This is a genomic window from Alkalimonas amylolytica (genome assembly GCF_900107845.1).
Classification (GTDB): domain Bacteria; phylum Pseudomonadota; class Gammaproteobacteria; order Enterobacterales; family Alteromonadaceae; genus Alkalimonas; species Alkalimonas amylolytica.
Window position 1 is genome coordinate 21226 of the sequence record NZ_FNRM01000007.1, and the last position, 24677, is coordinate 45902.

20 protein-coding genes are annotated in these 24677 nt (G+C 50.6%); 12 read left to right on the forward strand and 8 right to left on the reverse strand.

Going from position 1 to position 24677, the window contains the following annotated elements:
* Nucleotides 1-9 precede the first annotated feature (9 nt).
* Nucleotides 10-417 carry an acyl-CoA thioesterase gene (locus BLW37_RS13680; protein ID WP_091344122.1) on the reverse strand — a complete coding sequence of 136 codons (408 nt, stop codon included), beginning with the start codon at nt 415-417 and terminating at the stop codon, nt 10-12.
* Between the two features lie 133 nt (nt 418-550).
* On the opposite strand from BLW37_RS13680, the gene BLW37_RS13685 reads away from it, so the two are divergent.
* Nucleotides 551-1873, forward strand: a complete 1323-nt coding sequence (locus tag BLW37_RS13685; RefSeq protein ID WP_091343823.1) for a TonB family protein — start codon at nt 551-553, stop codon at nt 1871-1873.
* A 30-nt stretch (nt 1874-1903) separates the two neighbouring features.
* On the opposite strand, the gene fre is transcribed toward BLW37_RS13685, so the two are convergent.
* The 3 genes from fre to ubiD are packed head-to-tail and all read right to left on the reverse strand — an operon-like array spanning nt 1904 to nt 4378.
* The gene (gene fre, locus BLW37_RS13690) at nt 1904-2608 is read right to left on the reverse strand and encodes an NAD(P)H-flavin reductase (RefSeq protein ID WP_091343825.1); all 705 of its coding nucleotides are present in this window, start codon (nt 2606-2608) and stop codon (nt 1904-1906) included.
* Between the two features lie 10 nt (nt 2609-2618).
* The gene (locus BLW37_RS13695) at nt 2619-2900 is read right to left on the reverse strand and encodes a 2Fe-2S iron-sulfur cluster-binding protein (protein WP_091343826.1); all 282 of its coding nucleotides are present in this window, start codon (nt 2898-2900) and stop codon (nt 2619-2621) included.
* Nucleotides 2897-4378: a 4-hydroxy-3-polyprenylbenzoate decarboxylase gene (gene ubiD, locus BLW37_RS13700; protein ID WP_091343828.1), complete on the reverse strand. Its 1482-nt coding sequence runs from the start codon at nt 4376-4378 to the stop codon at nt 2897-2899. The genes BLW37_RS13695 and ubiD overlap by 4 nt, the downstream gene beginning before the upstream one ends.
* A gap of 279 nt (nt 4379-4657) precedes the next feature.
* Between ubiD and BLW37_RS13705 the strand changes: the two genes are divergently transcribed.
* Entirely contained in the window at nt 4658-5431 is a 774-nt protein-coding gene (locus BLW37_RS13705; protein ID WP_091343830.1) for an EAL domain-containing protein, read from the forward strand.
* Between the two features lie 65 nt (nt 5432-5496).
* Here the strand turns inward: BLW37_RS13705 and BLW37_RS13710 are convergent, their stop codons facing one another.
* A complete protein-coding gene (locus BLW37_RS13710; protein ID WP_091343832.1) occupies nt 5497-8001 on the reverse strand; it encodes a TonB-dependent receptor plug domain-containing protein in 2505 nt (834 codons plus the stop codon).
* 251 nt (nt 8002-8252) lie between these two features.
* Here BLW37_RS13710 and BLW37_RS13715 point away from each other — a divergent pair, with 251 nt between their 5' ends.
* Nucleotides 8253-9425: a cystathionine beta-lyase gene (locus tag BLW37_RS13715; protein ID WP_091343833.1), complete on the forward strand. Its 1173-nt coding sequence runs from the start codon at nt 8253-8255 to the stop codon at nt 9423-9425.
* A 301-nt stretch (nt 9426-9726) separates the two neighbouring features.
* Complete coding sequence (locus BLW37_RS13720; protein ID WP_425426632.1) at nt 9727-12534, forward strand: TonB-dependent receptor; 2808 nt, start codon at nt 9727-9729, stop codon at nt 12532-12534.
* Between the two features lie 47 nt (nt 12535-12581).
* On the opposite strand, the gene BLW37_RS13725 is transcribed toward BLW37_RS13720, so the two are convergent.
* The 3 genes from BLW37_RS13725 to BLW37_RS13735 all read right to left on the reverse strand — a co-directional run bounded on the left by BLW37_RS13725 (nt 12582) and on the right by BLW37_RS13735 (nt 14855).
* Complete coding sequence (locus BLW37_RS13725; RefSeq protein ID WP_091343837.1) at nt 12582-13682, reverse strand: GGDEF domain-containing protein; 1101 nt, start codon at nt 13680-13682, stop codon at nt 12582-12584.
* On the reverse strand, nt 13682-14176 hold the full coding sequence (locus BLW37_RS13730) for a hypothetical protein (protein ID WP_091343839.1): 495 nt from the start codon (nt 14174-14176) through the stop codon (nt 13682-13684). The genes BLW37_RS13725 and BLW37_RS13730 overlap by 1 nt, the downstream gene beginning before the upstream one ends.
* A 136-nt stretch (nt 14177-14312) precedes the next feature.
* On the reverse strand, nt 14313-14855 hold the full coding sequence (locus tag BLW37_RS13735) for a YaeQ family protein (RefSeq protein ID WP_091343841.1): 543 nt from the start codon (nt 14853-14855) through the stop codon (nt 14313-14315).
* A gap of 130 nt (nt 14856-14985) precedes the next feature.
* Between BLW37_RS13735 and BLW37_RS13740 the strand changes: the two genes are divergently transcribed.
* The 8 genes from BLW37_RS13740 to csy2 all read left to right on the forward strand — a co-directional run bounded on the left by BLW37_RS13740 (nt 14986) and on the right by csy2 (nt 24669).
* Nucleotides 14986-15558: a hypothetical protein gene (locus BLW37_RS13740; protein WP_091343843.1), complete on the forward strand. Its 573-nt coding sequence runs from the start codon at nt 14986-14988 to the stop codon at nt 15556-15558.
* A 120-nt stretch (nt 15559-15678) separates the two neighbouring features.
* Nucleotides 15679-16149 (forward strand): Hsp20 family protein, encoded by a 471-nt coding sequence (locus tag BLW37_RS13745; RefSeq protein WP_091343845.1) that lies wholly within the window; start codon nt 15679-15681, stop codon nt 16147-16149.
* Nucleotides 16150-16316: 167 nt separating this feature from the next.
* Complete coding sequence (locus tag BLW37_RS13750; RefSeq protein ID WP_091343846.1) at nt 16317-16871, forward strand: Hsp20/alpha crystallin family protein; 555 nt, start codon at nt 16317-16319, stop codon at nt 16869-16871.
* Between the two features lie 126 nt (nt 16872-16997).
* Nucleotides 16998-17834, forward strand: a complete 837-nt coding sequence (locus BLW37_RS13755) for a WYL domain-containing protein (protein WP_091343848.1) — start codon at nt 16998-17000, stop codon at nt 17832-17834.
* Between the two features lie 114 nt (nt 17835-17948).
* The gene (cas1f, locus tag BLW37_RS13760; protein WP_091343850.1) at nt 17949-18926 is read left to right on the forward strand and encodes a type I-F CRISPR-associated endonuclease Cas1f; all 978 of its coding nucleotides are present in this window, start codon (nt 17949-17951) and stop codon (nt 18924-18926) included.
* Nucleotides 18923-22261 (forward strand): type I-F CRISPR-associated helicase Cas3f, encoded by a 3339-nt coding sequence (gene cas3f / locus BLW37_RS13765; RefSeq protein ID WP_091343853.1) that lies wholly within the window; start codon nt 18923-18925, stop codon nt 22259-22261. Before cas1f ends, cas3f begins: the two co-directional genes overlap by 4 nt.
* Nucleotides 22262-23674, forward strand: coding sequence for a type I-F CRISPR-associated protein Csy1 (gene csy1, locus BLW37_RS13770; RefSeq protein ID WP_091343855.1), 1413 nt, complete (start codon nt 22262-22264; stop codon nt 23672-23674).
* A complete protein-coding gene (gene csy2 / locus BLW37_RS13775) occupies nt 23671-24669 on the forward strand; it encodes a type I-F CRISPR-associated protein Csy2 (protein WP_091343857.1) in 999 nt (332 codons plus the stop codon). Before csy1 ends, csy2 begins: the two co-directional genes overlap by 4 nt.
* Nucleotides 24670-24677: the final 8 nt, after the last annotated feature.

Genomic DNA, 24677 nt, shown 5'->3' on the forward strand with positions numbered 1-24677 from the left:
GTGTCCGGATCAGCCCTGCAATTGCTGCTCCAGTCGCTGTTTTAAAGCCCCTTCAATCGGCACCGCTTTGCCGGTTTTTTGATCCAGGCAAACAAAAGTAATATCGGCATCGGCGGCAATGCGGTTGCTGCCTTTTATCCGTACTTCCTGGCGTACCATGGCGCTTTTACTGCCAATTTTACTGAAATGGGTACTGATTTGCAGGGTATGCCCCATGGTAGCGGCTTCGCGGTAGTTGATGTTGATATTCACAATCACCCAGGCCAGGCCAAGCTCCCGGAAAAACTCAATATCGCCGTTGTCTTCCAGATAGCCCCAGCGCGCTTCTTCTAAAAACTCCAGATAACGGGCATTGTTTACATGCTGGTAAATATCAAGATGATAGCCGCGAACTTTAATTTCGGTTAGATGCGTCATAATAGGCTCATAGTCAACAAAGATAGCGGCATTGTGCCACACCGGCACTGGCTAGACCAGTTTGGCAAGAGAATGGTTGTTTTTGTCTCCTGTTGGAGCTATCATTTTAACAAATTGTTATAGGAGATTGTCTGTGAAATGGATCCTTCCCTTTTGTTTGCTGTTGGCGGCCCACTCTTCCTTAGCGGCCAGTTGGCTGGATGCGTATCAACGGCAAGATTTTGCTACAGCAAAGCAAGGTTTTGTTGAGCTTATTCCATTGGCCAATGAAACTGCTGCCTACAATCTTGGTGTGATGGCACTGCATGGCCAGGGCCAGCCTGTGGATGAAGCCACAGCGCTGGGTTATTTCTTTTTGGCTGCCGAGCTGGAACATCCAGGCGCTCGCAGTGCTATCCAGCAGGTATCCGACGCACTTAGCGCGGAGCAGCTATCAGAGGCAGAACAAGTCTATACCGCATTGCAGCAGCGTATTCAGTTGCCAAAACGGCGTGCCGATGCCATCACGCAACGAACTGCAGGTCCGGAGCCAGTTAGCCGTCCTGCTCCCCAGTATCCGGTGGATGCCGCACGCAGAGGTCAGTTCGGTTACGTCATGCTGCGTTTTTTAGTGGATGAGGAAGGTAAGGTGCAGACCATTGATACGCTGGATGCCTTTCCGCAAGGGGTGTTTGAGCGCTCAGCGACTCGTGCCGTCAGGCGTTGGCAGTACGAAGCGACCGGTGAAAAGCATATCGTGCGCGTTCGTATGGACTTCAGATTGGACGCTGACTTGAATTTTCAACGCGTGCATGCACTCTTGCATAACGACAAGCTTTGGGATTTTGCCAATGCCGGCTCACCGCGACATCAGGAAGTGCTCGGTACCCTGTTTGAGCTAGTTGCTATGGGTTCAAATAAAAGCTGGCAGGTAAGGCATGAACTGAGTGAGCAGGATATGGCGCCTGATCTGAGTCTGTTTCGGGATAGGTCTCGTTTGTCTGCATCGCTGGATGACTTTGTAGGGCTGGCGCATATCGAGTTGGGGTCCGGGGGGCGTATTACTCAGGTTGATTTTCTGCGTGAGGGATCTAACTGGGATGAAGAACAGCTGTTGGCAGCAACCATTAATACTGCTGCCGCACCCGGTCGTTACCGTATTCTGAGCAGTCAGAACCACCGTGGTCGCTATCAATTACACATCCAGCCAATTCAGGAGCTACCAGCCAATATGACAGCGAGGTATTGGTGGGATATGGCTGCCCGCAATGGTGATCGCAGGGCCCAGCAAATTCTGGCTGCATTTGATCCACATTGGGAGCAGTATCTGATTGCGCAGCAAGATCCTGAAGTGCTGGCCTGGAGTGGTACCCAACGGATCCTAAATGGTGAAACAGAACTGGGCTGGGCCATGCTTGAGCAGGCAATTGCGCAAAATAATGCCACTGCGAAAGCTCTGAAAAAGCAGTTGTTATAAATTATAAAGCCCCGGTCGGGGCTTTATGGATTAAATATAGGCAAAGGCATCAGCGAACATTTGCTGTTGATGTGCGCCTTGCTTTAAGAACGCATCGCGGGCCACACCTACCATAGGGAAAGGGCCAGCGATGTATATATCGTAGGCATCAAGCGAGACAAAATCATTCAGCACTGCTTCGTGTACCAGGCCGCTACGGCCCTGCCAGTTGTCATCCGCGTCTTGCACTACCGGAATAAAACGAAATTTGCTGTGGCTGCTCGCCCAGGCTTGCAGTTCATCCAGCAAATACAAGCTGCTTTGCTGTCGTACGCCCCAGTATAAAAACACTGGCTTATCCTGCTTTAACTGCTGCAGTGCTTTGGCCATGCTGTAGACATAGGAAAAGCCGGTGCCGCCAGCCAGCAGCAGCACCGGATTGTCGCTTGGCCGCAGATGCGCCTGGCCAAGGCCGGCTTCAACCATCACCGGTTGTTTAGCATCCATTTGCTGTTGCAGATAGTTCAGCGCCTGACTGCTGTAGTCATCGGCTTTGGAGGCACCAATATGCAGCTCCAGTTGCTTACCATCCGGCAAGCAGGCCAGTGAAAATGGACGCTTGTCCTGCTCAGTAAGACACAATTGCAAGTATTGGCCAGGCAAAAAATCGACTGCTTGCTGCGGGCTCAGCAGGACTTTTTGCACAAAGGGTGTGAGCGGGGTAATGGCATCTACGGTGCACAGGGTTTGAATCATGCTGGTCTCTTTAGGCTTGTATAAATGGGTGCTGCAGTACCAGATCCGTTAACGGATAGGCTAAACAACCATAGGTAAAATTTTGCGCTTTGTCGATATCGGTCACAGGCGAGGGTGGGTCATAACGCACTTCACCACGTTGCAACCGGCAAACACAGCTGGTGCAAACACCCTGGCGACAACGATTTGGAAAATCGATGCCGTGGCGCAGTGCCGCCTGCAGTATGGTTTCTCCGGCTTCGGCCTCAAAAGTGAGGCCGGCCGGCTGAATGCAGATGCGAAACGCAGTCATGGCAGCTCGGGCAACTCAATGCCAAGGCTGGGCCAAAGCGCATCAACCCGCTCTTTGACTGCTGGGTCCATCACTATGGGCTCTCCCCATTCCCGATCGGTTTCACCCGGCCATTTGTTGGTGGCATCCATCCCCATTTTGGAACCCAAACCAGACACTGGTGAGGCAAAGTCCAGGTAGTCGATGGGGGTGTTTTCCACCAAGGTGGTATCACGGGCCGGATCCATCCGGGTGGTGATGGCCCAGATCACATCCTTCCAGTCGCGGGCATTGATGTCGTCGTCGCAGACAATGACGAACTTGGTGTACATAAATTGCCGCAGGAAAGACCAAACCCCCATCATCACGCGCTTGGCATGGCCAGGGTACTGTTTTTTCATGGTCACTACCGCCAGGCGGTAGGAACAGCCTTCGGGCGGCAGATAGAAATCGACAATCTCAGGGAACTGCTTTTGCAAAATAGGTACAAAGACTTCGTTCAGTGCTACACCAAGGATGGCAGGCTCATCCGGCGGCCGGCCAGTGTAGGTGCTGTGGTAAATGGGGTTTTCCCGGTGGGTGATGTGGGTCACAGTAAACACCGGAAAGTCATCCACTTCGTTGTAATAACCGGTGTGATCGCCATAAGGCCCTTCCGGTGCCATTTCACCGGCTTCAATGTAGCCTTCCAACACGAACTCGGCACTGGCCGGTACCTGCAGTTCATTGCTGATGCATTGGACCACTTCGGTGTTGTCCCCACGCAACAAACCAGCAAAGCCATACTCGGACAAGGTATCCGGTACTGGCGTCACGGCACCTAAAATGGTGGCGGGGTCGGCGCCCAGCGCCACAGCGACCGGGAATCGCTCGCCTGGATGGGCTTTTTGCCACTCAAAAAAGTCCAGTGCACCGCCACGATGGGATAACCAACGCATAATGACTTTGTTTTTACCGAGCAGTTGTTGGCGATAAATACCCAGATTTTGCCGCTCTTTGTGTGGCCCTTTGGTCACCGTGAGGCCCCAGGTGATCAGCGGGGCCGCATCGCCTGGCCAGCAGGTCATGATGGGCAGCTTGGTCAAATCGACTTCATCACCGGACAGCACCACCTGTTGACAAGCGGCCTTACGGACTTTTTTCGGCGACATATTCAGCACCTGCTTGAAAATCGGCAGCTTGCTAAAGGCATCCTTTAACCCTTTGGGTGGTTCTGGCTCTTTTAAAAACGCCAACAACTTGCCCACTTCGCGTAGCGCGCTGACTTCCTCTTGGCCCATGCCAAGAGCGACCCGCTCTGGGGTACCAAATAAATTGGCCAGCACCGGGATGTTTGAGCCTTTCGGGTTCTCAAACAGCAAGGCTGGGCCACCTGCCCGCAGAGTACGGTCAGCGATTTCGGTCATTTCCAGCACAGGATCGACTTCCACGGCAATACGCTTTAATTGGCCGCGCTGCTCCAGTTGCTGGATAAAATCTCGCAGATCTTTGTATTTCATCGGGTTTGCTCACTGCAAAACGTCAACATACGGTGCTGTTCCTCGGCAGGATCAGCCATCGTCAGAGGTTGCCAGTATACATGGAGTCTGCATTTCTGTCAGTTTAGACGGCTACAAAGTCGCTGGTTTCGCGAGCATGAAGGTGCTGGCCTGGTTGTTTCGAATGGCATTGGATCTGCCAGAATCCCACTAAAATCGGTTGAACTAGGCCGGTAATTACTGTAATTGGCTGAAATCTGTGGCTATACTGAGAAGAAATGGGTTGGTAGAAGGTTGCGCATGGATTTTCCTGCCAGTATTAAACAGCAGACGTGTAAAGATTGCTTAAGTGGTCAGGACTTAGGTTTTGAGATCAAAATGGCGTTTCAGCCCATTATTGATTGGCAGCAGCAATCGATTTTTGCTTACGAGGCCTTGGTTCGTGGCCCGGAAGGCCAGGGTGCTGGCTGGGTATTTGAGCGCATTACCAAAGATAACCGTTATTACTTTGATCAGGCCTGCCGGGTCAAAGCCATTGAAACGGCAGCTCGCCTGGGTTGCCGCACCTATCTAAACATCAACTTTATGCCCAATGCGGTCTATAACCCTGAAACCTGTATTCAAGCCACATTGGAAGCCAGCGAGCTGTATGGTTTTTGCAAGGATCATATTATTTTTGAGGTGATTGAAACCGAAGAAATTCCAGACAAAGGCCACTTAACCCGGATTTTTCAAAGCTATGCTAAACATGGATTTTTAACGGCTATTGATGATTATGGTTCTGGCTATGCCAATCTGGAATGGCTGCAGATGTTAAAGCCACATATTCTGAAGTTGGATATGGCGCTGATCCGCGATATTGACCAAAACCCGGCACAGCAAGCCATCGTGCTGGATACCATGGCGCAGTGTGAGTTGCAGGGGGCGAAAGTCTTGGCCGAAGGCATTGAAAGTGCCGCTGAGCTTGCCTGGCTGGTATCGGCTGGTGTCCGCTACCTACAGGGGTACTACTTTGCAAGGCCTGCGCTGGAGACTTTAACTCCGCTGTCAGAGATTTATGGCCTGACACAATAAACGGACCTGAATGGATAAAAAATAAAGGCGCCAGATGGCGCCTTTGGTTTATCGCACGCTATGGCTTAAAAGTCATAGCTGATACGGGCATACAGCATCCGGCCGGCCCGGCCAAAAGGTGAGTAGTTGGAAAATGGCGTATTGCCGGTTCCATTCAAACTCGCTGGAAATGCATCCGGGTAAGTGTCGAACAGGTTATCGGCACCAAAGGCAATCCGCATGCTGTCAGTCATCTGATAGCGACCCTCCAAATCAACCAAAACTTTTGGGCTTAGAATAAAGTCACTGGCTGGATTTGCGTTTGGGTTTAGCACCTCACCGTATCTGGTGGCTTTGAGGGTGGCACCAAAGCGATCATGGCTCCAGTTGACGATGGCACCCAGCTTGTCTTTCGGAGTTCCTTTTTCAAAGGTGAGTACATTTACCCGGGCAAAGAGCGTTGGTGCCGGGTCCAGTGCGGCCAGCTCTGCTGTTTCCGGTACCCGGGTGACTTTGGTTTTGTTGTAGTTACCCACCAGGGTAAAGTCAAAGTTACCGATGTTGTCGGTCATGGTAGACCAGTTGACCACCACATCCAGCCCTTGCGTTTCCGTATCCACGCCATTGATAAAGAAACGACCTCCTCCTATATCGTTGAAACCTCTCTCATCAAAAAACTCACGAATGGCCTGTCCCTGGGCGGTGGCATTTGCCAGCAGATTTTCCGAAAGGACAATGCGATCATCGATATCAATGCGGTAGGCATCCACCGTGATGGTGATGGCATCAAAGCGCATCACAGCACCGAGTGAGAAGTTGATGGATTTCTCCGCATCCAGTTCTTTGGCACCCATGGCAACGGCAACCGGTGCATTGACCGGAAAGGTGGTGATATCAAACGGAATACCGCCGACAAAGTTGGTGGAGGTGGCCGTAAAGTTTTGTTGTTGCAAGGATGGAGCCCTAAAGCCATTTTGCACCGAGCCACGCAGCGCAAAACGATCGGTGAAGTCATAGCGGGTAGCAAACTTACCGGATAAATTGCTGCCAAAATCGGAATAACGTTCAGCCCGGATGGCGGCCGATGCCAGCCAGTCATCGGTAAGATTGGCTTCTAAATCCAAGTAAGCGCCGACCGCGGTGCGGCTTTCACTGACTTCATTGGCAGGCCGAAAGCCTGGAAATACCTGGGCACCCGAGGCGGTTGGGTTGCCATTGGGTAGCAAGACACCACCATTGCGGTAAGAGTCCGGCTCACCGGCAAAGATGGAGTAGGCTTCGCGGCGGGCTTCAACGCCTAAAGCAAGGTTAAGCGCAGATGCTAACCCGTCGACATCAATGGCTTTGACCCCTGATAAGTTGTAGACCCACTGATTGTACTTGTAACCACCGGCATCAAATTCAGTTTTACTGGCAGGGCCCAAAGAGCGGTTTAAGGTGTTTTCAATGGTAAAAGCCATCTTGTTGGAGCCATAGACCAAAGAGGTATCTAATTGCCATTCACCCCAGTCCCATTCGTAACCGAAAGCTGCACTGAAATCATCCACATCCGGTGATATCAATGGCAAAAAACCATCCGGATAAATTTCAATTACATTTCGGTCATCCAAGGCCCGGCGATAAAAGCCACCGGAGGTAGCCTGACGGTTTTGATAACTGGCCCAGCCATAGAGCTTGCCATGCTCGGTGGTGATGCCGGCATTGGCAAATAAAGTCCATTGCTCCAGCTCGGGCTCACCGTACCATGCATTGAAACGATCAATGGTTTGTTCGCGTGGATCGAAGCTGTCATCACTGAGCAATGGGTATTGCTGGCGATGATCCCAACCGCCGCGTTCGGTGCGCTCCTGATCTTTGTATTCGGCGGATATGGTTAAAAAGCCATTGTCACCCAGCTCAAAGCCTTTCCAGCCCGATAAGGTAATGGTTTCACCGTCGCTGCGGCTGCGCTTAATGTCACTGGGTGCACTCCAGGTGGCACCTGCCGGAGGTGTTGAGGTTGGGGTGGTGTAGCTGGTATCCCGGTAGCTGTAACCCAGGGTGACCGAGCCGCCATCGGATGCTTCCCGCAGCCGAACGTTCATCACGCCGGCAATGGCATCGGAGCCATACTGTGCCGAAGCACCATCGCGCAACACCTCAATGGCGCTAATAGCTCCCATCGGGATGGTATTCAAATCTACTGCTGAAGCACCGCGGCCAACGGTGCCGTTAACATTCACCAAGGCCGCAGCATGGCGGCGCTTCGAATTCACCAGTACCAGCGACTGATCCGGCGACAAACCACGCAGTGTGGCAGGCCGAATGGTATCGGTACCGTCGGCCAGGCCAGGGCGTGGGAAGTTAAAAGAAGGTAAGGCTACCGACAGGGCCTGATTTAATTCAGTGGTACCGGAGCGCTCCAGTACATCGGAACGGACCAGGTCGACCGGTACGGCAGTATCGGAAATGGTCCGGCCAGCAACCCGGGTACCTGTAACAACGATGGTTTCAACCTTGTCTGCACCGGTATCATCATCGGCAAGCAGAAGGGGGGACGCCAGTAATGATGACATCGCCAGTGCCAGCGGGGTTAATTGAAAATGACGCATACAGTTTCTCCTAATGGATGTCGAGTTTCTTGTTTTTTGCTCTATCCTTGGTGAAATTTTAATGGTGATAGTGATGGCCTTTACGGCTTCTTAATCAGCAACGACGGACTGCATTGTCGTATTTTTGGTACGTCTCGAAGTAAAGCATAGACCATAAGCGCATGATTTACCGTCTAACTATGGTCGAACAGGTGATCTGGTCTGGTAAAAGCAGTACCATGACAACACTATCGCTTCCAGGGAGTTGTGGCATGAAACAAAATACCAAATTGATCCAGGCCGGACGCGGCAAAGAGTGGACCGGTCAGGCGGTCAATCCGCCGGTGGTGCGCGCCTCAACCATCACCTTTGATACCATGGCCGAACTGGCCCACGCCAGCCAACGCAAAGGCGATAGAGTGCCTTATTATGGGCGTCGCGGTACTGCCACGCACTTTGCCTTTCAGGAGGCCATCTGTGAGCTGGAAGGTGGTGCTGGCTGCGCGCTCTATCCTTGTGGCGCCGCAGCCGTGAGTGGTGCCTTGTTGTCATTTTTGCAGCAAGGCGATCACCTGTTGATGGTGGACTCGGTGTACGAGCCAACCCGGGCGCTGTGTGAGAAAATATTGCGGCCTATGGGGGTAGAAACCGAGTATTACGATCCGATGATCGGCGCTGGTATTGCAGCCCTGCTGCGGCCGAACACCAAAGCGATTTTTCTGGAGTCGCCTGGCTCGTTGACCATGGAAGTGCAGGATGTGCCAACGATTTGCAAGCTGGCGCGAGCCAATGGCGTGATCACGTTGCTGGATAACACCTGGGCGTCGCCCATTCTGTGCCGGCCTTTTGAGCTTGGGGTGGATATTTCCATTCAGGCGGCCACCAAATACATTGTTGGTCACTCCGATGTGATGCTGGGTACGGCCAGTGCCAATGAACAGTACTGGCCGCAACTGCGTGAGCACAGCTACATTCTGGGCTATTGCGCTTCGGCCGACGATGTCTATCAAGCCAGTCGTGGCTTGCGCACCTTAGGAGTCCGGTTGGCGCAGCATCAGCAGAATGCGCTGAAAATTGCGCACTGGATAGCGCAGCGGCCGGAAGTTGAAACGGTTCGTCACCCGGCCTTTGCCAGCAATCCGGGGCACGATTACTTTGTGCGTGATTTTTCCGGCAGTAATGGTTTGTTTTCCTTTGTACTCAAGCAAGGCGGAGCCAAGGCCGTCGCTGCGTTTGTGGAAGGCATGCAGTACTTCAAAATGGGCTTCTCCTGGGGCGGTTATGAGAGTCTGATCTCCCCAACTCTGAATGTGCAAAAGCTGCGTACCGCCAGCCAGTGGCCTTACAGCGGACCCTTGATCCGTTTGCATATTGGTTTGGAGGATCCGGAGGATTTGATGGCCGATCTGGAGCAGGCCTTTAGCCGCTATCAAGCGGCGCTCTAAGCTTCTTTACGATCAAGTGAGGATGGTGAAAACATCATCACTTTGTATAGTTATTCTGCTAAAGCTGCATAACAATTCACCGAACAAACCTTGCTGCGCCTTTAGTGCTGGATTTGCTATCCCCTTTCCCTACAATGCGCCCCAATTTTGGGTAAATCATCCTTGTCCTTCATCGGGCAAGGTCTTTTAACCACTGAAAGACCATAAGGTCGCATTTTTTCAGGGAGAACCTATGTCTCATATCTATTCTACCAGCCGGTTATGCCGCGCTGTTCAGCTTGCTTTGCTTGGCAGCAGCGCCATGATCATGACGGTGCAGGCCGATGCCCTAGCATTGAGCGAAACGGCCGCCCCAGAGCGTATTCAGGTAACGGGGTCGCGTATCTTACGTGAAGGTGCTGTGGCACCATCACCGGTCACCGTGATCAGTGGCCGCGAGCTGATAGAAACCGGTGCCATGAACATAGGCGAAGTACTCAATGTATTGCCTTCGCTAGCCGCTACGTACTCGCTGGCAAACTCTGGCAGATTTATTGGGACTGCCGGTCTGAGCTTACTGGATTTACGCGGCATGGGTTCATCCCGTACTTTGGTGCTGGTGGATGGTAAGCGTCATGTATCCAGCAGTGCTGGCTCTGCTGCGGTGGATACCAATGCCATTCCAACGGCCTGGATTGAGTCGGTTGAAATCATCACCGGTGGGGCTTCGGCTGTTTATGGTGCCGATGCGGTGACCGGGGTGGTGAACTTTAAATTAAAGCGCAACATCGAAGGTTTTGATGTGCATGCCTTGCTGGGAACTGCGGAAGACAACCCCTACCGTAATCACAAGCTAACCGGCTCTTTTGGCACCAACTTCGCTCAGGACCGGGGTAATTTTGCCATCTCGGCCGAAGTGTCCGGCCAACGTGGTATGAATGCGACTCAGCGTCGTCAGACCCGAACCTCTTATATGGCTGTAAGAAACCCAGCCGATGGCGATTATCGCGATGCCGATGGCAATTGGGTGCATGATGGCATTCCAGATAGCATCACGGTGGCGAATGCCGGCTGGTACGACAGCTCTACAGCAGGTAACTTTTATCTGGTATCTGAGGCGGGCAGTGTCGACTGGTTTATTTTTAATCCGGATGGCAGTGTCCGCCCACAGGATCTCGGCACCACTTACGGCCAGTGGGGGCGTTGTTCTGAGTGCGAGTTCCTGGACCTGCGCCGTTACAACGATCTGCAACCAGCCTTTAATCGCTTTAATGTGAATAGCAAGGTGAACTTCGAGCTGACGCCGGATACGCTGATTTATGCGGAAGCCAAGTTTGTTCGCAGCAAAGGCGACAGTGAAGGCCAGCCATCCTTCTTCGAGTACGACAGCGCGCTAATGGTCGGTCGTGATAACGCCTATCTGGATCCAAGCTTGGTTCAGCTGATGGATAGCTACGGCATCAATGAAATTGAGGTGCATCGCTTTCAGGAAGATGCTGGTCGCCGTTTGGAAAACAATACCCGAACCACCTCTCGTTTTGTTGCCGGCATTGAAGGCAGCCTGGGGCTGGACTGGAGCTACGAGCTGTACGGTGTTTTTGGTGAAACCAAGCTGGAACAGATCAATCGCAACAATCTGATCCGCACCAACTTTGCCCAATCCATCGATGCCATCGTGGTGAACGATGAGATTGTCTGCCGGGATGAGCTGGCGCGAGCCAATGGTTGTGTGCCAACCAGTATCTTTGGCGATAATGCCATCAATGCAGCCGCACGCAACTGGTTTAACACCAACTCGTACAGCAACAGCACCATTCGTCAGACGGTGTTTAGCGGTCATCTGAACAACAGTGGTTTGTTTGAATTACCGGCGGGCTATGTGGGCGTTTCCATGGGCGCGGAATACCGCAAGGAAGAAAGTGAAAGTGTGCCGGACAGCTTTGCGGCGACCGGTGCAACCTTTCTGAACTCACTGCAGTATGAAAAAGGCAGCTTTGAAGTTAACGAGGTGTTTGCCGAAGTCTCTATTCCTTTACTGGCCGATTTGCCACTGATCCAGGACTTGGTGTTTGATGCTGCTGTCCGTTACGCTGATTACAGCACCATTGGCAGTGCGGTGAGCTGGAAGACTGGCCTGGATTGGCATCTGAACTCGCAATTACGGGCCCGGGCTACCTATTCAGAAGCACTGCGCGCGCCAAACATTGGCGAGTTGTATGGCCCACAGAACCAAACCTTCTTCCGGGTTACCGATCCTTGCGGCGTGGATCAAGTACAAAGTGAAACCCGCCGCATCAATTGCCTTGCGCTTGGCATTCCGGCCGATTTTGATCCTCAGGCAACGGCCTCGACCATTGAAGGTTTAAGCGGTGGCAACCCAAGCCTGACAGAAGAAAAATCCACCAGTTATACACTAGGCCTGGTCTATCAGCCTGATTGGCTGCCTGGTTTTAGTGTGACCATGGATTATTGGTCGATTGAAATAGACGATGCCATTTCGTCGGTATCGGCACAGAATATTCTGAACAAGTGCGTCGATGCAGAAACCGGCATCAACAATCAGTTCTGTGCGCTGATTGAGCGTAATAACCAAAATGAGCTGGTGCTGATCACCTCGATCACACAAAACGTAGCCGCCTTAACGGCAGAAGGCGTGGATTTTGAGCTGGGTTATGACTTTGATGCTTTGGGCGGCCGCTTTAATACCAAGCTGATCGGTACTTACCTGGACTCCAGAAAAACCTTCTCATTTCAGGACAGTCCGCAAGAGTTTGACCAGTATGCGGGTACCGTTGGGGATGCCCGCTGGCAAGCTAACCTCAGTATCAGTTACCGCTACCATGCCTGGAGTGCCAGCTGGAAAACCCGCTTTATTGACAGTGCATCCTTGTATCGTCAACAAGAGCTGGCTATTAACCCGGATCCAAGCGACATCATGAGTTATGGCAGTTACTTTGTCACCGACTTACGAATGGGTTACGAGTTTGCCAATGGCGTGCAACTGGCATTTGGGGTAGACAACCTGTTTGATCGCAGTTTGCCAGGGGTAACCACTGGTACAACGGCAACGACAGCCTCTTACCATAACATTGGCCGCTTCTACTATACCTCGGTATCTTACAGCTTCTGATGACGTTGAGGTTCTGATGTGAAAGCCCGCCATTGCAGCGGGCTTTTTTAGTCGTGCTCTGCGATCTGCAACTGATTACGGCCGGCTGCTTTGGCCTGGTACAAAGCCGCATCGGCCATCCGATACAGTGTTGCAAAGTCATAGCAGCCTTGCTCACTGACCGCAAGACCCATACTGGCGGTAAGTTGAAAGCTGTAGTCTTGGCTGACTTTGGTATCTGACAAAGCATGGAGCAGTACTTTACAAAGTTGCCCAGCTACCTCCTCAGTGGTGTCCGGCATGAGCAGCAAGAACTCTTCACCGCCAATGCGAGCCAGAACATCGGTATCGCGCCGGGCGTAGGTTCGCAATACCTGAGCCAGCATTTGCAAGGCGGCGTCCCCAGCGGGATGACCATAGACATCATTGACTTGTTTAAAGTGATCGACATCCAGCAATGCCAGAGCAAGCGGCTGCTGGTTCCTTTGTGCCATAGAGGCAAGCAGCTTACCCTGCAACATCGCACTGCGTCGATTCAGCAGCCCGGTCAGGCCATCTTCAGTAGCCAGTTTGACCAGCTTCTGGTTTTGTTTGCTTAGTAAAATAAACAGAGTCAGCAGCACAAAGCCACTCACGAACATGGCCAGGCTTAACCAGGCGACAGCGCTGCTGTAGCGATAGAGTTGCCGTGTTTGATCGGCCACAATCAATTGCATGGTGCGATGCACATCGCTGGCGAAAATATCCATCTCTTCCTGGATGTATTCGACAAAATCAGTTAATCCTGTTTGCGGCAAATGTTCGGGGTGATGCTCAACCATCTGCCGCAATTGCTCGATTTGCAGCTCCAGCACTTTGAAATTGCTTTCCAGGTCAACAAAATGGCGTAGCAAACCCTGAATGGTATGCTGTCGGGCCTGCACCCGGCTCCACAATAGTTGGGCCTGTGTTGGGCTGTTGTGTTCAGACAAGGCCTGCACATAAAGAGTAACTTCCCGGTTGAGCATCTCAATTTGACGGGACACATCCACCACGCGCATAGGAGGACGCGCTTGCAAACTCTGTTTGGTGAACCAGATCCAACCACTCACTACCATGGCAGTCAGGCTATAAGCCAACAGCAGCAGAGCTGCGCGGCGACCTAGTCGCAGCTTGATCCATGGTTGCATTAAGGCCGGACCCGTATTTCAGTGAGGCTCCAAATCCACAAGGCCAAAGGGGCTGTGCCATCCAGTACCTGCTGCGACTGATCTGGCCAAATCAGGATAAAGGGACCATTGCGTTCCAGCGGGATAGGTTCACCATCAAAGTGGCTGGCCAGTATAGGGTTGCCGTTGGTAATTTCTTGCGGGGTAAGACGGATACGATAGTCGTTTAGCGCGCTCAGACGAATATCCTGATACTGCTCCAAATTAAAACGCACCAACAGATCGTGCAGATAAACCCCTTGCCAAAGCCCTTCAGGCCCCCAGGCAGCTTTAAAATGGGCTTGTTGCTGCGGTAGTTGCTCGAGCTCAGACAGGCTCAGCACATGCTGTTGCTCAGCAATACGGATGGTCAGTACACTGCCTTCTTTAGCGTGGCTGCTGACGCTGGCCAACAAAGCCAGCACCAGATAGCTTACCAGGCCGAGTGCTGTAACTGCTCGCTTGCGGTAAGTCATGCGTTAACGGCTCCTGGCAAAAACATCGGCGGTAAATAAAGTGAGACTCGCTTTGATGATCATAGCTTCGACCAGCTTTTTTTCAATGCTGTCATGCTGACAAAGCCTAACTGAACGTAAACTGACCGAGCTGGGCTCACTCTTTCAACAGCTGCGGTTGCAAATGAACATTATGGCTGTGGTCACTAAGCCAGATCTGCCCTTCAGTAATGCTGCATTGCAGCTCCATCTGGCGCTGTACCAACGTCAGACAAGCTTGCAAGCCATCTTCCGGTAATTGCCAGATGCTCAGGTTCTGGTAGCGTTGCAGTGCAGCCTGTTGTTGCTGCCACCAAACATCGGTACTGCGGCCACCATAGCAGTAGAGATGCACCTTTTTCGCCCGGCCACAGGCTTTGCGCAGCCACTTCTCATCAGCTTGGCCAAATTCCACCCAAAGTGCAATTTCACCATTCAGGCTGCGATCCCATAGCTCTGCTTCATCTTCTTCTGAGCTTAGGCCTTTGGTAAAGGTCAGGCTGTCACTCGCATTCAGCGCAAAGGCCAGAATCCGCACCATCAAACGTAAGTCCGTTTCGGATGGATGCTGCGCCAAGGTCAGCTGATGATCGCCATAATAGCCTCTGTCCATATCAGCAATATTCAGCTTTACTTTGAAGATGGTCGATTTCAGTGCCATGCCATTCTCTGTCTCACAAAAAAGGCAGTGTAGCGGTTGCAGCCAGGCGGCTCAATAAAAGTTGCAGCCCGGCAGCAAAAACGGCTATAACAGCGATACGAGCCCGTGATAATCGTGAAGGAAACATCAAATGAAAGTAATGAACCTAGCTGTTGGCTGCCTGTTAAGCTTGTTTATCGGAGCCACGCAGGCCAGCACTGTGGTTACTAAGCAAAATCTGCAGCGCTATCTGACCATGCTGCCAGAGATGGAAGCGCTTGAAGCCCGCTTCCCGGAAGTAGACAGCAGCACCTTGGAGTTGCAATCGCATTGCAACTGGCAACGTCACTACGACACTACCCTGAGCAAGCTGGCCACCACTGAGCATCGCCGCGCGTTGGAGCAACTGCTAAAGCAACATAACTTTACCCCGGCCGAATACACCGAGCTGAGCTTCAAATTTGCCTGGACCTCGTTGCAGATGGTGGAACCCATGATGGAAATGATGCAGCAAATGCTGGAGTACATGCCAGCCGAAGAGCGCGCTGAACAAGAAGCTGAAATGCATAATCTAAAGCAAATCACCACTTTATTAAACCAGTGCATGACGAATGCAGAAAAAGAAACCATCACCAAATTAACCGGTGAACTGATGCAGCAGATGATGGGCATGGATGAAGAGTCCATGCAGCAGTTTGAGCAACTGCTGCAGCAAATGCAGTAAAAAAATTTGTTGGAGCTCACTTGAAAGCTCCGCCGAAAACCCTACATAGAGTGATGACGGGGCAGGTCTCTAAGAGAGTGCCCTTAATCACAACTCGTATTGCTTTTCGGAGAATATGTTATGAACACCATCGATTTTAGCCCATTGTACCGTAGCAGCATCGGTTTCGACCGTTTTGCCTCTTTATTGGATCACGCCTTGCGTTCGGATCAAAGCAACAACAGCTACCCTCCTTACAACATAGAAGTACTGGATGAAAACCGCTATGCCATTACTCTGGCCGTAGCTGGCTTTACGCAGGACGATCTAAGCATCGAAGTCGAGCAAGGGGTGCTGACTATCAAAGGCAGCAAAGACAGCGACAGCAAGGAAAAACGTCAGTTCCTGCATCGCGGCATTGCCACCCGCTCCTTCGAGCGCAAATTTAATCTGGCCGAGTTTGTCGAAGTGGTCGACGCTTCGATGGATCATGGTTTGCTGACGGTGAGTCTGGTGAAAGAAATTCCAGAGAAAATGAAACCAAAGCAAATCGCCATCAAGGGTGCCAACGGCAACACCGCCATTGAACATAAGGCAGAAAAAGTCGCCTAAGCCGGCGCAGGCGCCATCTGAATCAAGGGCTGCTAGTGAGCAGCCCTTTTTGTTTTCACCAACACGTATTTTGCTTGATCCAGCGCAGTATTTTCTTGGCAGAATTGATTGAAAATTGACCAGCGATCCCTATATTGCATGTGATACAACCTGTAACAGGAGGACGTATGAACTGGCAAAAATTGAATCCGTGGAACTGGTTTCAGCATGAAGATGCCGAACAGCCGTCGGTTCCGGTACAGCGAACTCAAACTGCGGAGCCATCGAATGCACCGCTGCATCCGATGCTGCAGTTTCATCAAGAGATGAACCGTTTGTTTGATGATGCCTTTAAACACTTTGGTGCACCATCTTTGTTTGGCAGCAGTCCGCTGCTTAGCGGCAACGACTGGTTCAAACCCAGTCTGGACTTATCCGCCAGCGATCAGAACTACTGCATCCGGCTGGAGGTACCTGGTTTGCAAGAGTCTGATCTGGCCATTGATCTGCAAGGCGATGTGCTGACCATCAAAGGTCAGATCAAGCAAGAGCTGGAAGACAAAGACCGGCACTTCTACCGCAGCGAACGCCGCTACGGCACCTTCCGCCGTACCCTGGCCCTGCCAGCCGATGCCGATAGCAACAGCATCGATGCCAGGCTAAAAGACGGCGTGCTCAGCATTACCATGGCGCGCAAAGAAAGCAGTGCTGATGGGGTAAAGCAAATTCCGATCAATCGGTGACCTGATACACAAAGAGCCAGCAGCAATAGCTGGCTCTTTGCATAGGGTGATCAAGCACTTGCATTTCCACCAGACTGTCGTAAAGTGGTTTTAGGAAGGATCCAGGGAATCAGCACAGGAGGTGGCATGCATAAATCCGAGCAGCAAAGCCGGTTACGCTTTATCGATTTTATCTTGTACTGGGAAGGGAAAATTCAAAACAAACAGTTGGTGGCGCAGTTTGGCGTCAGCCGCCAACAAGCCTGGCAAGATTTACAGCGTTACGCCGAGCTTTACCCCGCCAATCTGCAGCCTGTGGTGCCAAACAAAGCCTACCGTGCCTCAACCAGCTTTCGGCCGATGTTGCATACCCCAGATATTGATCACTACCTGCGCTGGGTGCAGAACCCCGCTTGTTTCGAGCAAGCAGGCGAGGCAACACCTGGCAACAGTGCTACCTTGCAGCTACCGCCCCGTCAGGTCAGTGCCAGCCTGATCCGTGTGCTGGTGCAGGCGCTGCGCGAGCAGCAACGGGTTGAAGTGGATTACGTTTCCCTGACCAACCCAGACCGCGAAGGCCGCATTATCAGCCCGCATACCCTAATCAATACCGGCCTGCGTTGGCACTTGCGTGGCTGGTGCGAGAAACACCGCGAGTACCGCGACTTTGTGCTCAGCCACTTTCGTGGTGCAGCGGAGCTCCTGGGCCCGGCCGAGAAAACCGGAGCCGACGATGCCGCCTGGCATACCGAAATCACCCTACACCTGGTACCCGACCGCAGGCTCAGCCCCGAACAACAAGCCGTGCTGGCACACGACTACCAAATGCACAACGGCCAGCTGCACCTGACCACCCGCGCTGCCCTGGCGCAGTACCTGCTGCAGCAAATGCAAGTCAATGTAAAAACGCTGGACGCCATCCCCGAAGCCCAGCAGCTGGAGCTTGCCAACCTACATGACGTCAAACCCTGGTTGTTCAGCTGATTTATCCGGTTTTTATCACAGAACCGTTAAGTCAGTTTACGTGGGTTTCTGTACAGTGGTTGTGTTGGTTGGGGGAGGGGGTAGAGTGGATAGTAGGCAAACAGAGGATTGATGATGGATAACTTTTCGCCATCCGATTTAAAGAGCATTCTGCACTCCAAGCGGGCGAATATGTATTACCTGCAGCATTGCCGGTTACTCGTGAAAGGTGGCCGGGTCGAGTATGTTACTGATGAAGGAAAGCAGTCGCTGTACTGGAATATCCCCATCGCTAATACAACTTGTTTATTGCTGGGGACCGGCACTTCTGTGACTCAAGCGGCAATGCGGGAATTAGCGCGAGCAGGTGTTTTAGTCGGCTTTTGCGGCGGTGGTGGTACGCCACTATTTAGTGTCAATGATGTTGAAGTAGAGGTCGCTTGGTTTAATCCGCAAAGCGAGTACCGGCCCTGTGAGTATTTACAGCAATGGTTAAAATTCTGGCCTGATGATAGCAAACGGTTACAGGCAGCTAAGACGATTCAGCAGTTTAGGATTGATTTTACGCTAAGGCATTGGTTAAAAAACAAATCATTTATTGATAACGGCTTTGTGGTTAGTGAAAGCGAGTTAACATCTGCTTTGTCTCGATTTCGCCAAGATGTCGATACAGCCGATGGTACTCAGCAACTCATGTTGGCCGAAGCCCGTCTGACCAAGCTACTGTATAAAATCGCCTGCAATACTCTGGCACATGATGAAAGCTTTACCCGAGCCAAAGGTGGTAATGGTATCGATCCTGCTAATCGTTTTTTAGACCACGGCAATTACTTGGCCTATGGGTTAGGCGCTACGGCCACTTGGGTGTTGGGTTTGCCTCATGGTTTTTCCGTGTTGCATGGCAAAACCCGCCGTGGTGGTTTAGTGTTTGATGCCGCTGATTTAATCAAAGATGCATTAGTGTTACCCCAAGCCTTTATCAGTGCGATGAACGGTGATGACGACCAAGAGTTCCGGCAAAACTGTATTACCAATTTTCAGCAAGCTGAGGCTCTGGACTACATAATCGATTGTTTGAAAGAAATTGCAGTAATACATGGTGGCGAATCATGAACATCATGTTGGTATCGCAGTGCTCAAAAAATGCGCTGAATGAAACCCGGCGGATCATTGACCAGTTTGCTGAACGGCGTGGCGACAGAACATGGCAAACACCAATAACGCTTCAAGGGCTTGATGTACTGCGTAAGCTGCTAAAAAAGACGGCTCGGCGAAATACGGCTGTTGCCTGTCATTGGATCCGCAGTAAAAACCATACCGAACTGTTATGGGTGGTTGGTAATCAGCGAAAATTTAATATTGATGGTGCTACACCAACCAATATGACGTTGCGCAATATTCTGCGTAGTGAGGATGAAAACAGCTGGCATAACGCCGAGGTTATTGCCTTGTTGGCTGCTATTGCTGGGTTGTTTCATGATTTTGGTAAAGCCAATCTATTGTTTCAGCAAAAAATAGACCCCAAAGTAAAAACTGCGGGTTATGAGCCTTATCGCCATGAATGGGTATCGTTGCGGCTATTTCAGGCATTTACTGCCGGTAAAACGGATAAGCAATGGCTTACTGAATTAGCCAATATTACGGCTGGGTTTGAGCAGCACGTTCTAGTCAAACTACATAAAGACATGCCGGAACAGCGCCTGCTGGAGCCATTTGCCGGTTTAGCATCAGTTTCCCGATTAGTGGCATGGTTAATCGTATCACATCATCGGTTACCGGTATTTTCGCCGAAAAACTCAAATATGTCGCCGTCTTTAAGCACTATTAAAGGTTGGCTGTCAGATGATTTTAATGTGTTATGGAATTCAATAAACAGTGCTGAGAGTTGTGAGCAACAGCGACGTGAGCAAAACTGGTTTTTTGAATATGGCACGCCTTTGCTCAGTGCAACCTGGCGGAAAAAAGCTGGTGAAATAGCAGTGCGCGCACTTCGTTGCCATAAATTGTTTGAAAGTGATTGGTTTGAGCAACGTTTCACCAGCCATCTTGCCAGGTTATCGTTAATGTTGGCGGATCACTACTATTCTGCCCAAGTACCTACAGAGAAATGGCAAGATGCGAATTATGCGGCCTTTGCCAATTCTGATCGGCAAACCCGAGCGCTGAAGCAGAAGCTGGATGAGCACAATGTAGGTGTTAGCCAGAATGCCTATTTACTGGCCAGAAATTTACCCACATTAAAAAATACTTTGCCAGCGATTATCCGGCATAAAGGTTTTAAACAACGGGCTAAGCAGGAAAAGTTTCGTTGGCAGGATAAAGCGTATGACCTGGCCTGCTCTGTGCGTACAAGCAGCGTTTCCCAGGGGTTTTTCGGTATCAATATGGCCAGCACAGGTAAGGGTAAAACCTTTGCCAATGCCCGAATTATGTATGGCCTTGCTGATGAAAAGCTGGGTTGCCGCTTTAGTGTGGCACTGGGACTAAGAACTTTAACGTTACAAACCGGTGATGCGCTAAAAGAGCGATTGCACCTAACCGATGACGATCTTGCTGTACTGATAGGCTCAGCTGCTGTTCAGCAATTGCATGACATCAATAAGCAAGCACAACTAGCAGAACAGGCTATGAGCAACAATAGCAGTGGCAGTGAGTCACTGGCTGATCCCATTGCAGAGCATCTTTACGTCAGTTATGAGGGTAGTGTGTATGATGGCCGTTTAAAAGACTGGTTAAACAGCAGCCCCAAGTTAAACCAGCTAGTAAGTGCGCCTGTACTGGTAAGCACTATTGATCATCTGATGCCAGCAACGGAAGGTGTGCGTGGTGGGAAGCAAATCGCTCCTATGCTGCGGTTGCTAACGGCAGATTTAGTGCTGGATGAACCCGATGATTTCGATACTGCTGATTTGCCGGCGCTGTGCAGGTTGGTCAACTGGGCCGGAATGCTAGGTGCAAGAGTCCTGCTTTCATCAGCTACCTTACCGCCAGTACTGGTATGTGCTTTGTTTGAGGCCTATCGCACCGGTAGAGAGCACTTTAATGCAGTAAATGCTGACGGACGAACCCAGCAGCCAATTATCTGTGGTTGGTTTGATGAGTTTTCTGCCGTAAAAGCAGAGTGTGTGGATAAAAAGCAACTTATGCAGCAGCATTTGGCATTTGTTGAAAAGCGGGTTAAGGCATTGGCAACTCAGCCTTTAGTGCGTAAAGCCAATTTACTGGAGGTTACCGCCAGCAGCAAAAATCCAGCTCAGATTATCAGCAAGTTGGCTAGCCTGATTCAGCAGAGCATTTGTCAGTTACATCATGGGCATCATCAAGTGGCACCTGCTGGGAAAAAAGTATCTATCGGCCTGGTGCGTATGGCCAATATTAACCCTATGGTGGCTGTTGCGAAGCAGTTGCTGCAGATGACAGTGCCGGCTGATTACCGTATCCATTATTGTGTGTACCACAGCCAGTACCCCTTGGTCGTTCGCTCTGCTATTGAGCAAAAATTGGATGCGGCACTGACCCGTTACAATACCTCGGCACTTTGGCAACAAGCCGAAATTAAACAAGCTTTAGCTGAATACCCGGAAGGTAATCACCTGTTTGTTGTGTTGGCGACGTCTGTCGCCGAAGTGGGTAGGGATCACGATTATGACTGGGCTATCGCCGAACCAAGTTCAATGCGCTCATTAATTCAGCTGGCTGGTCGTATTCAGCGGCACAGGCAGCAACCAGCAAGCAGTGATAACCTACTGATTTTGTCTCAAAATTACAGGGCACTAAAAGCATCTACAGATCGTTTTGGGAAGCTAAAACCTGCATACTGCCAGCCTGGCTTTGAGCGAGACGATTTACGGCTTGATAGCCATGATCTTAAAGAAATTTTGCCTGAAGAATCATTTCTGGCTATCAATGCATTGCCACGAATAACGCAGCCGTCATTACAGCCTTCAAAGATATTAAGCAACTTGGTGTTGTTTGAACACTTTTCGTTGTTTCAGAATTTGCTTCCTCAGCCCAACATGCCATTACCTAAAAACGTTGTATGGCCACCTGATTACGCCGCAAGGTGGTGGCAGCATGATGCAACGTGGAGTGCTGAATTACAAAGGAGAAAGCCGTTTCGTAAATCATCGCCTGATGAACCTTACTGTCTGATGTTATCGGAAGAAGATGTCGAGCCAATATTTACGCGGATTAATGATGCTGTCTGGCCGCTGGAATATATCGAAGCAGAAAACTTTGTCACTGAAAGCTGGCAGCCAACGCAAGGCAACCATGCCTGGTTTACGCTGGATGCGCTTTCGGTATATCAGCAGCGTGCAGAACAAATGGGGCTCACACTTGAAGAGGCAAGTAAGCAATTCGGTGAGATCCGCTTAAGAATAAAACAGAATGCCGAAAAGTGGAATTACCACCCGGTTTTAGGCGTGTATAGCGTTGAAGGAGATTAAATGAACACTGAAGTTATTGCGTCAATCCTCGAATACTTCGAGGTGGTCGAAAAAGATTCTGTATTATTTCCGATTAGGAAGAAGCTTGATGAAAAGCAAAAGGAGTTTTCTAAACTCAAACTGGATGATCCAAAAGCCACGAAGTTGCAGCAAGTCATCAGCGCACTTCAGACGCAGTTGGTTAAGCAGAGGGAGCTCTCGCTTTTGACTGAAATACCAGCTTGGTTTGATAACGTTGCTCAGAACGGATTGAATTGTAAGAAAAGGATGGCTAAGGTCACGCACTCAACCAAATTCAGTCATCCAGAAAATGAATACTCTGGTATCTGTGTGGAACCGGCGCAGGGCGGTGACTATCTATCGACTGATAACTCTGGCTTTAATGAATATGAAATTTCTTACAGTAATGGCGCGTTGATAAGAATTGCCCTTTTTTTCCATGTGAATTTTAGCGGTAAGACTGTTTTTGAGCGGCTGATCTCTAACGATTTTGAATGGCTTAACTGCTTTAGTAACTCAACTGAGAAAGTCCACGAGTGGGGGCAGGGGCTCGCGTGCTGGCTTGGCGAGCATGATTTGAAAGCTATTGAAAAGATGAAGCAGCTATATTTTCCCGTTTCAGGTGATGAATATCATCTGCTTTCGCCAATGACTTCTTCATCTCTTGCTCACGAACTGTTTAAAAAGATAAATAACTCGAAATGGAGTGAAAGCAGTAAAAAGGGGCGTTACGCAAAGAGCAAATCACTTTACTCAGAACTAGCTGTTACAGAGTTTCCTAAACTGGCCACTACTTTTTTTGGCGGTGCTCATCCTCGAAACATTTCGCTGTTGAATCATTTGAGATCGGGCAAAACCTACTTACTCAACTGTGCACCGCCATCCTGGAAGACGACGTTAAAACCACCGTTAAATGAACAATCTATATTTTCTGGCCGTGAATTTAACCGCCGGGTATGGCGTGATTTACAAGAATTACAACGTTACTTGCTTAGTGTAAAAGGGCTCGACAGTACTTTAGAAATTCGCCGTAATATCGCCGCTTACGCAAATGATCTTATTGATGGATTGTTAAATTATGCGGCTGAAGTGCAGGGGTTAACTGAGCATGCGGGCTGGAGCCAGCAAGATTGCACTTTAAACCCAGCAGAGCAGCTGTGGCTGGATGCCTGGTGCGAAGACCTGCAATTTCAGCAAAAAAGAGCTACCAGCAACTGGCAGCAAGACATTTGCACGGCATTTGCCGGCTGGTTAAATAACAAGCTGAACTATGCCCTGAAACAAGACGGGTTGGTGTTTGGCACTGTGCAATATCAGCATTGGGCGAAGTTGTTGTCGCCCCGACTACGTGACTATGAGCTTGGCACAAGCGTATTTTCTGCTGGCAAGTCACAAGCGGAGGTAGCGGTATGAGCAATTATATTTTGCTGGAACACCTTAAAGTACAAAACGCCAACTGCATTGCCGGTTTTACTTATGGCTTTCCGGCCATTACCCATTTCCTTGGCTATACCCACGCACTGTCGCGTAAGTTACAGCAACAGTTTGGTATTGAACTAACCGGCTGTGCCGTGGTGTGTCATCAGCATCAGGTACAGGCTTATCAGCCTAGCGGTTGGGGGGATTACGTGTTTGCCTTAACCCGCAACCCTCTAATCCTAAAGAATGGCAACGCTGAGACAGCACCCATTGTTGAAGAGGGACGGATGCACCTTACCGTTTCATTGATTTTGGAATCCAGCAAAGCATTTAGTAGCAGCCAGCAACAACAGTTAGTTGAAACACTTACTGTGCTAGCGCAACGACAAAAGCTGGCTGGTGGCCAGGTGATTTGCCTCAAAGGCGTTAGCCTGTACAGCGATGATGACGAGCAGGCGTTAAGCCGCAAATTGCTGCGAAAAGTGCTGCCGGGTTTTGTATTAACGGATCGCTCAGAGCTGTTAAAGCAGCATTATCAGCAGTTAATCGCGACTCAGCCTAATGCCACTATGCTGGATGCCTGGCTGAATTTTGCTGCGTTAACTTATCAGGCGGTCACAGCAGAGGATGTTGACTCATCAACAGAGCAGCATGCCGTTGAATGGGTGCGGGTGCCTAAACTGGACAAAGGTTACCTGGTGCCGATCACCACCGGCTATAAAGCGATTTCAGCGCTTTATCCTGCTGGCGCTGTTGCCAATAGCCGTGATCCGCAATATCCGTTTTGTTTTGTTGAATCTGCGTATGGCGTTGGCCAGTGGTTAAGCCCGCACCGTGTCCCTGATGTGCGCGATGTTGTTTGGCGTTATCGTCAGCAGGGGCCCTGGTATTTATGTACGACAAACACCTCACAAAATGCATTAAAGCTTCATCCGGAGCAGGAAGCCGCTTTAGCTGAACTCCCGGAAACTGAACTTACTTACTTTTAAAAAAGGAA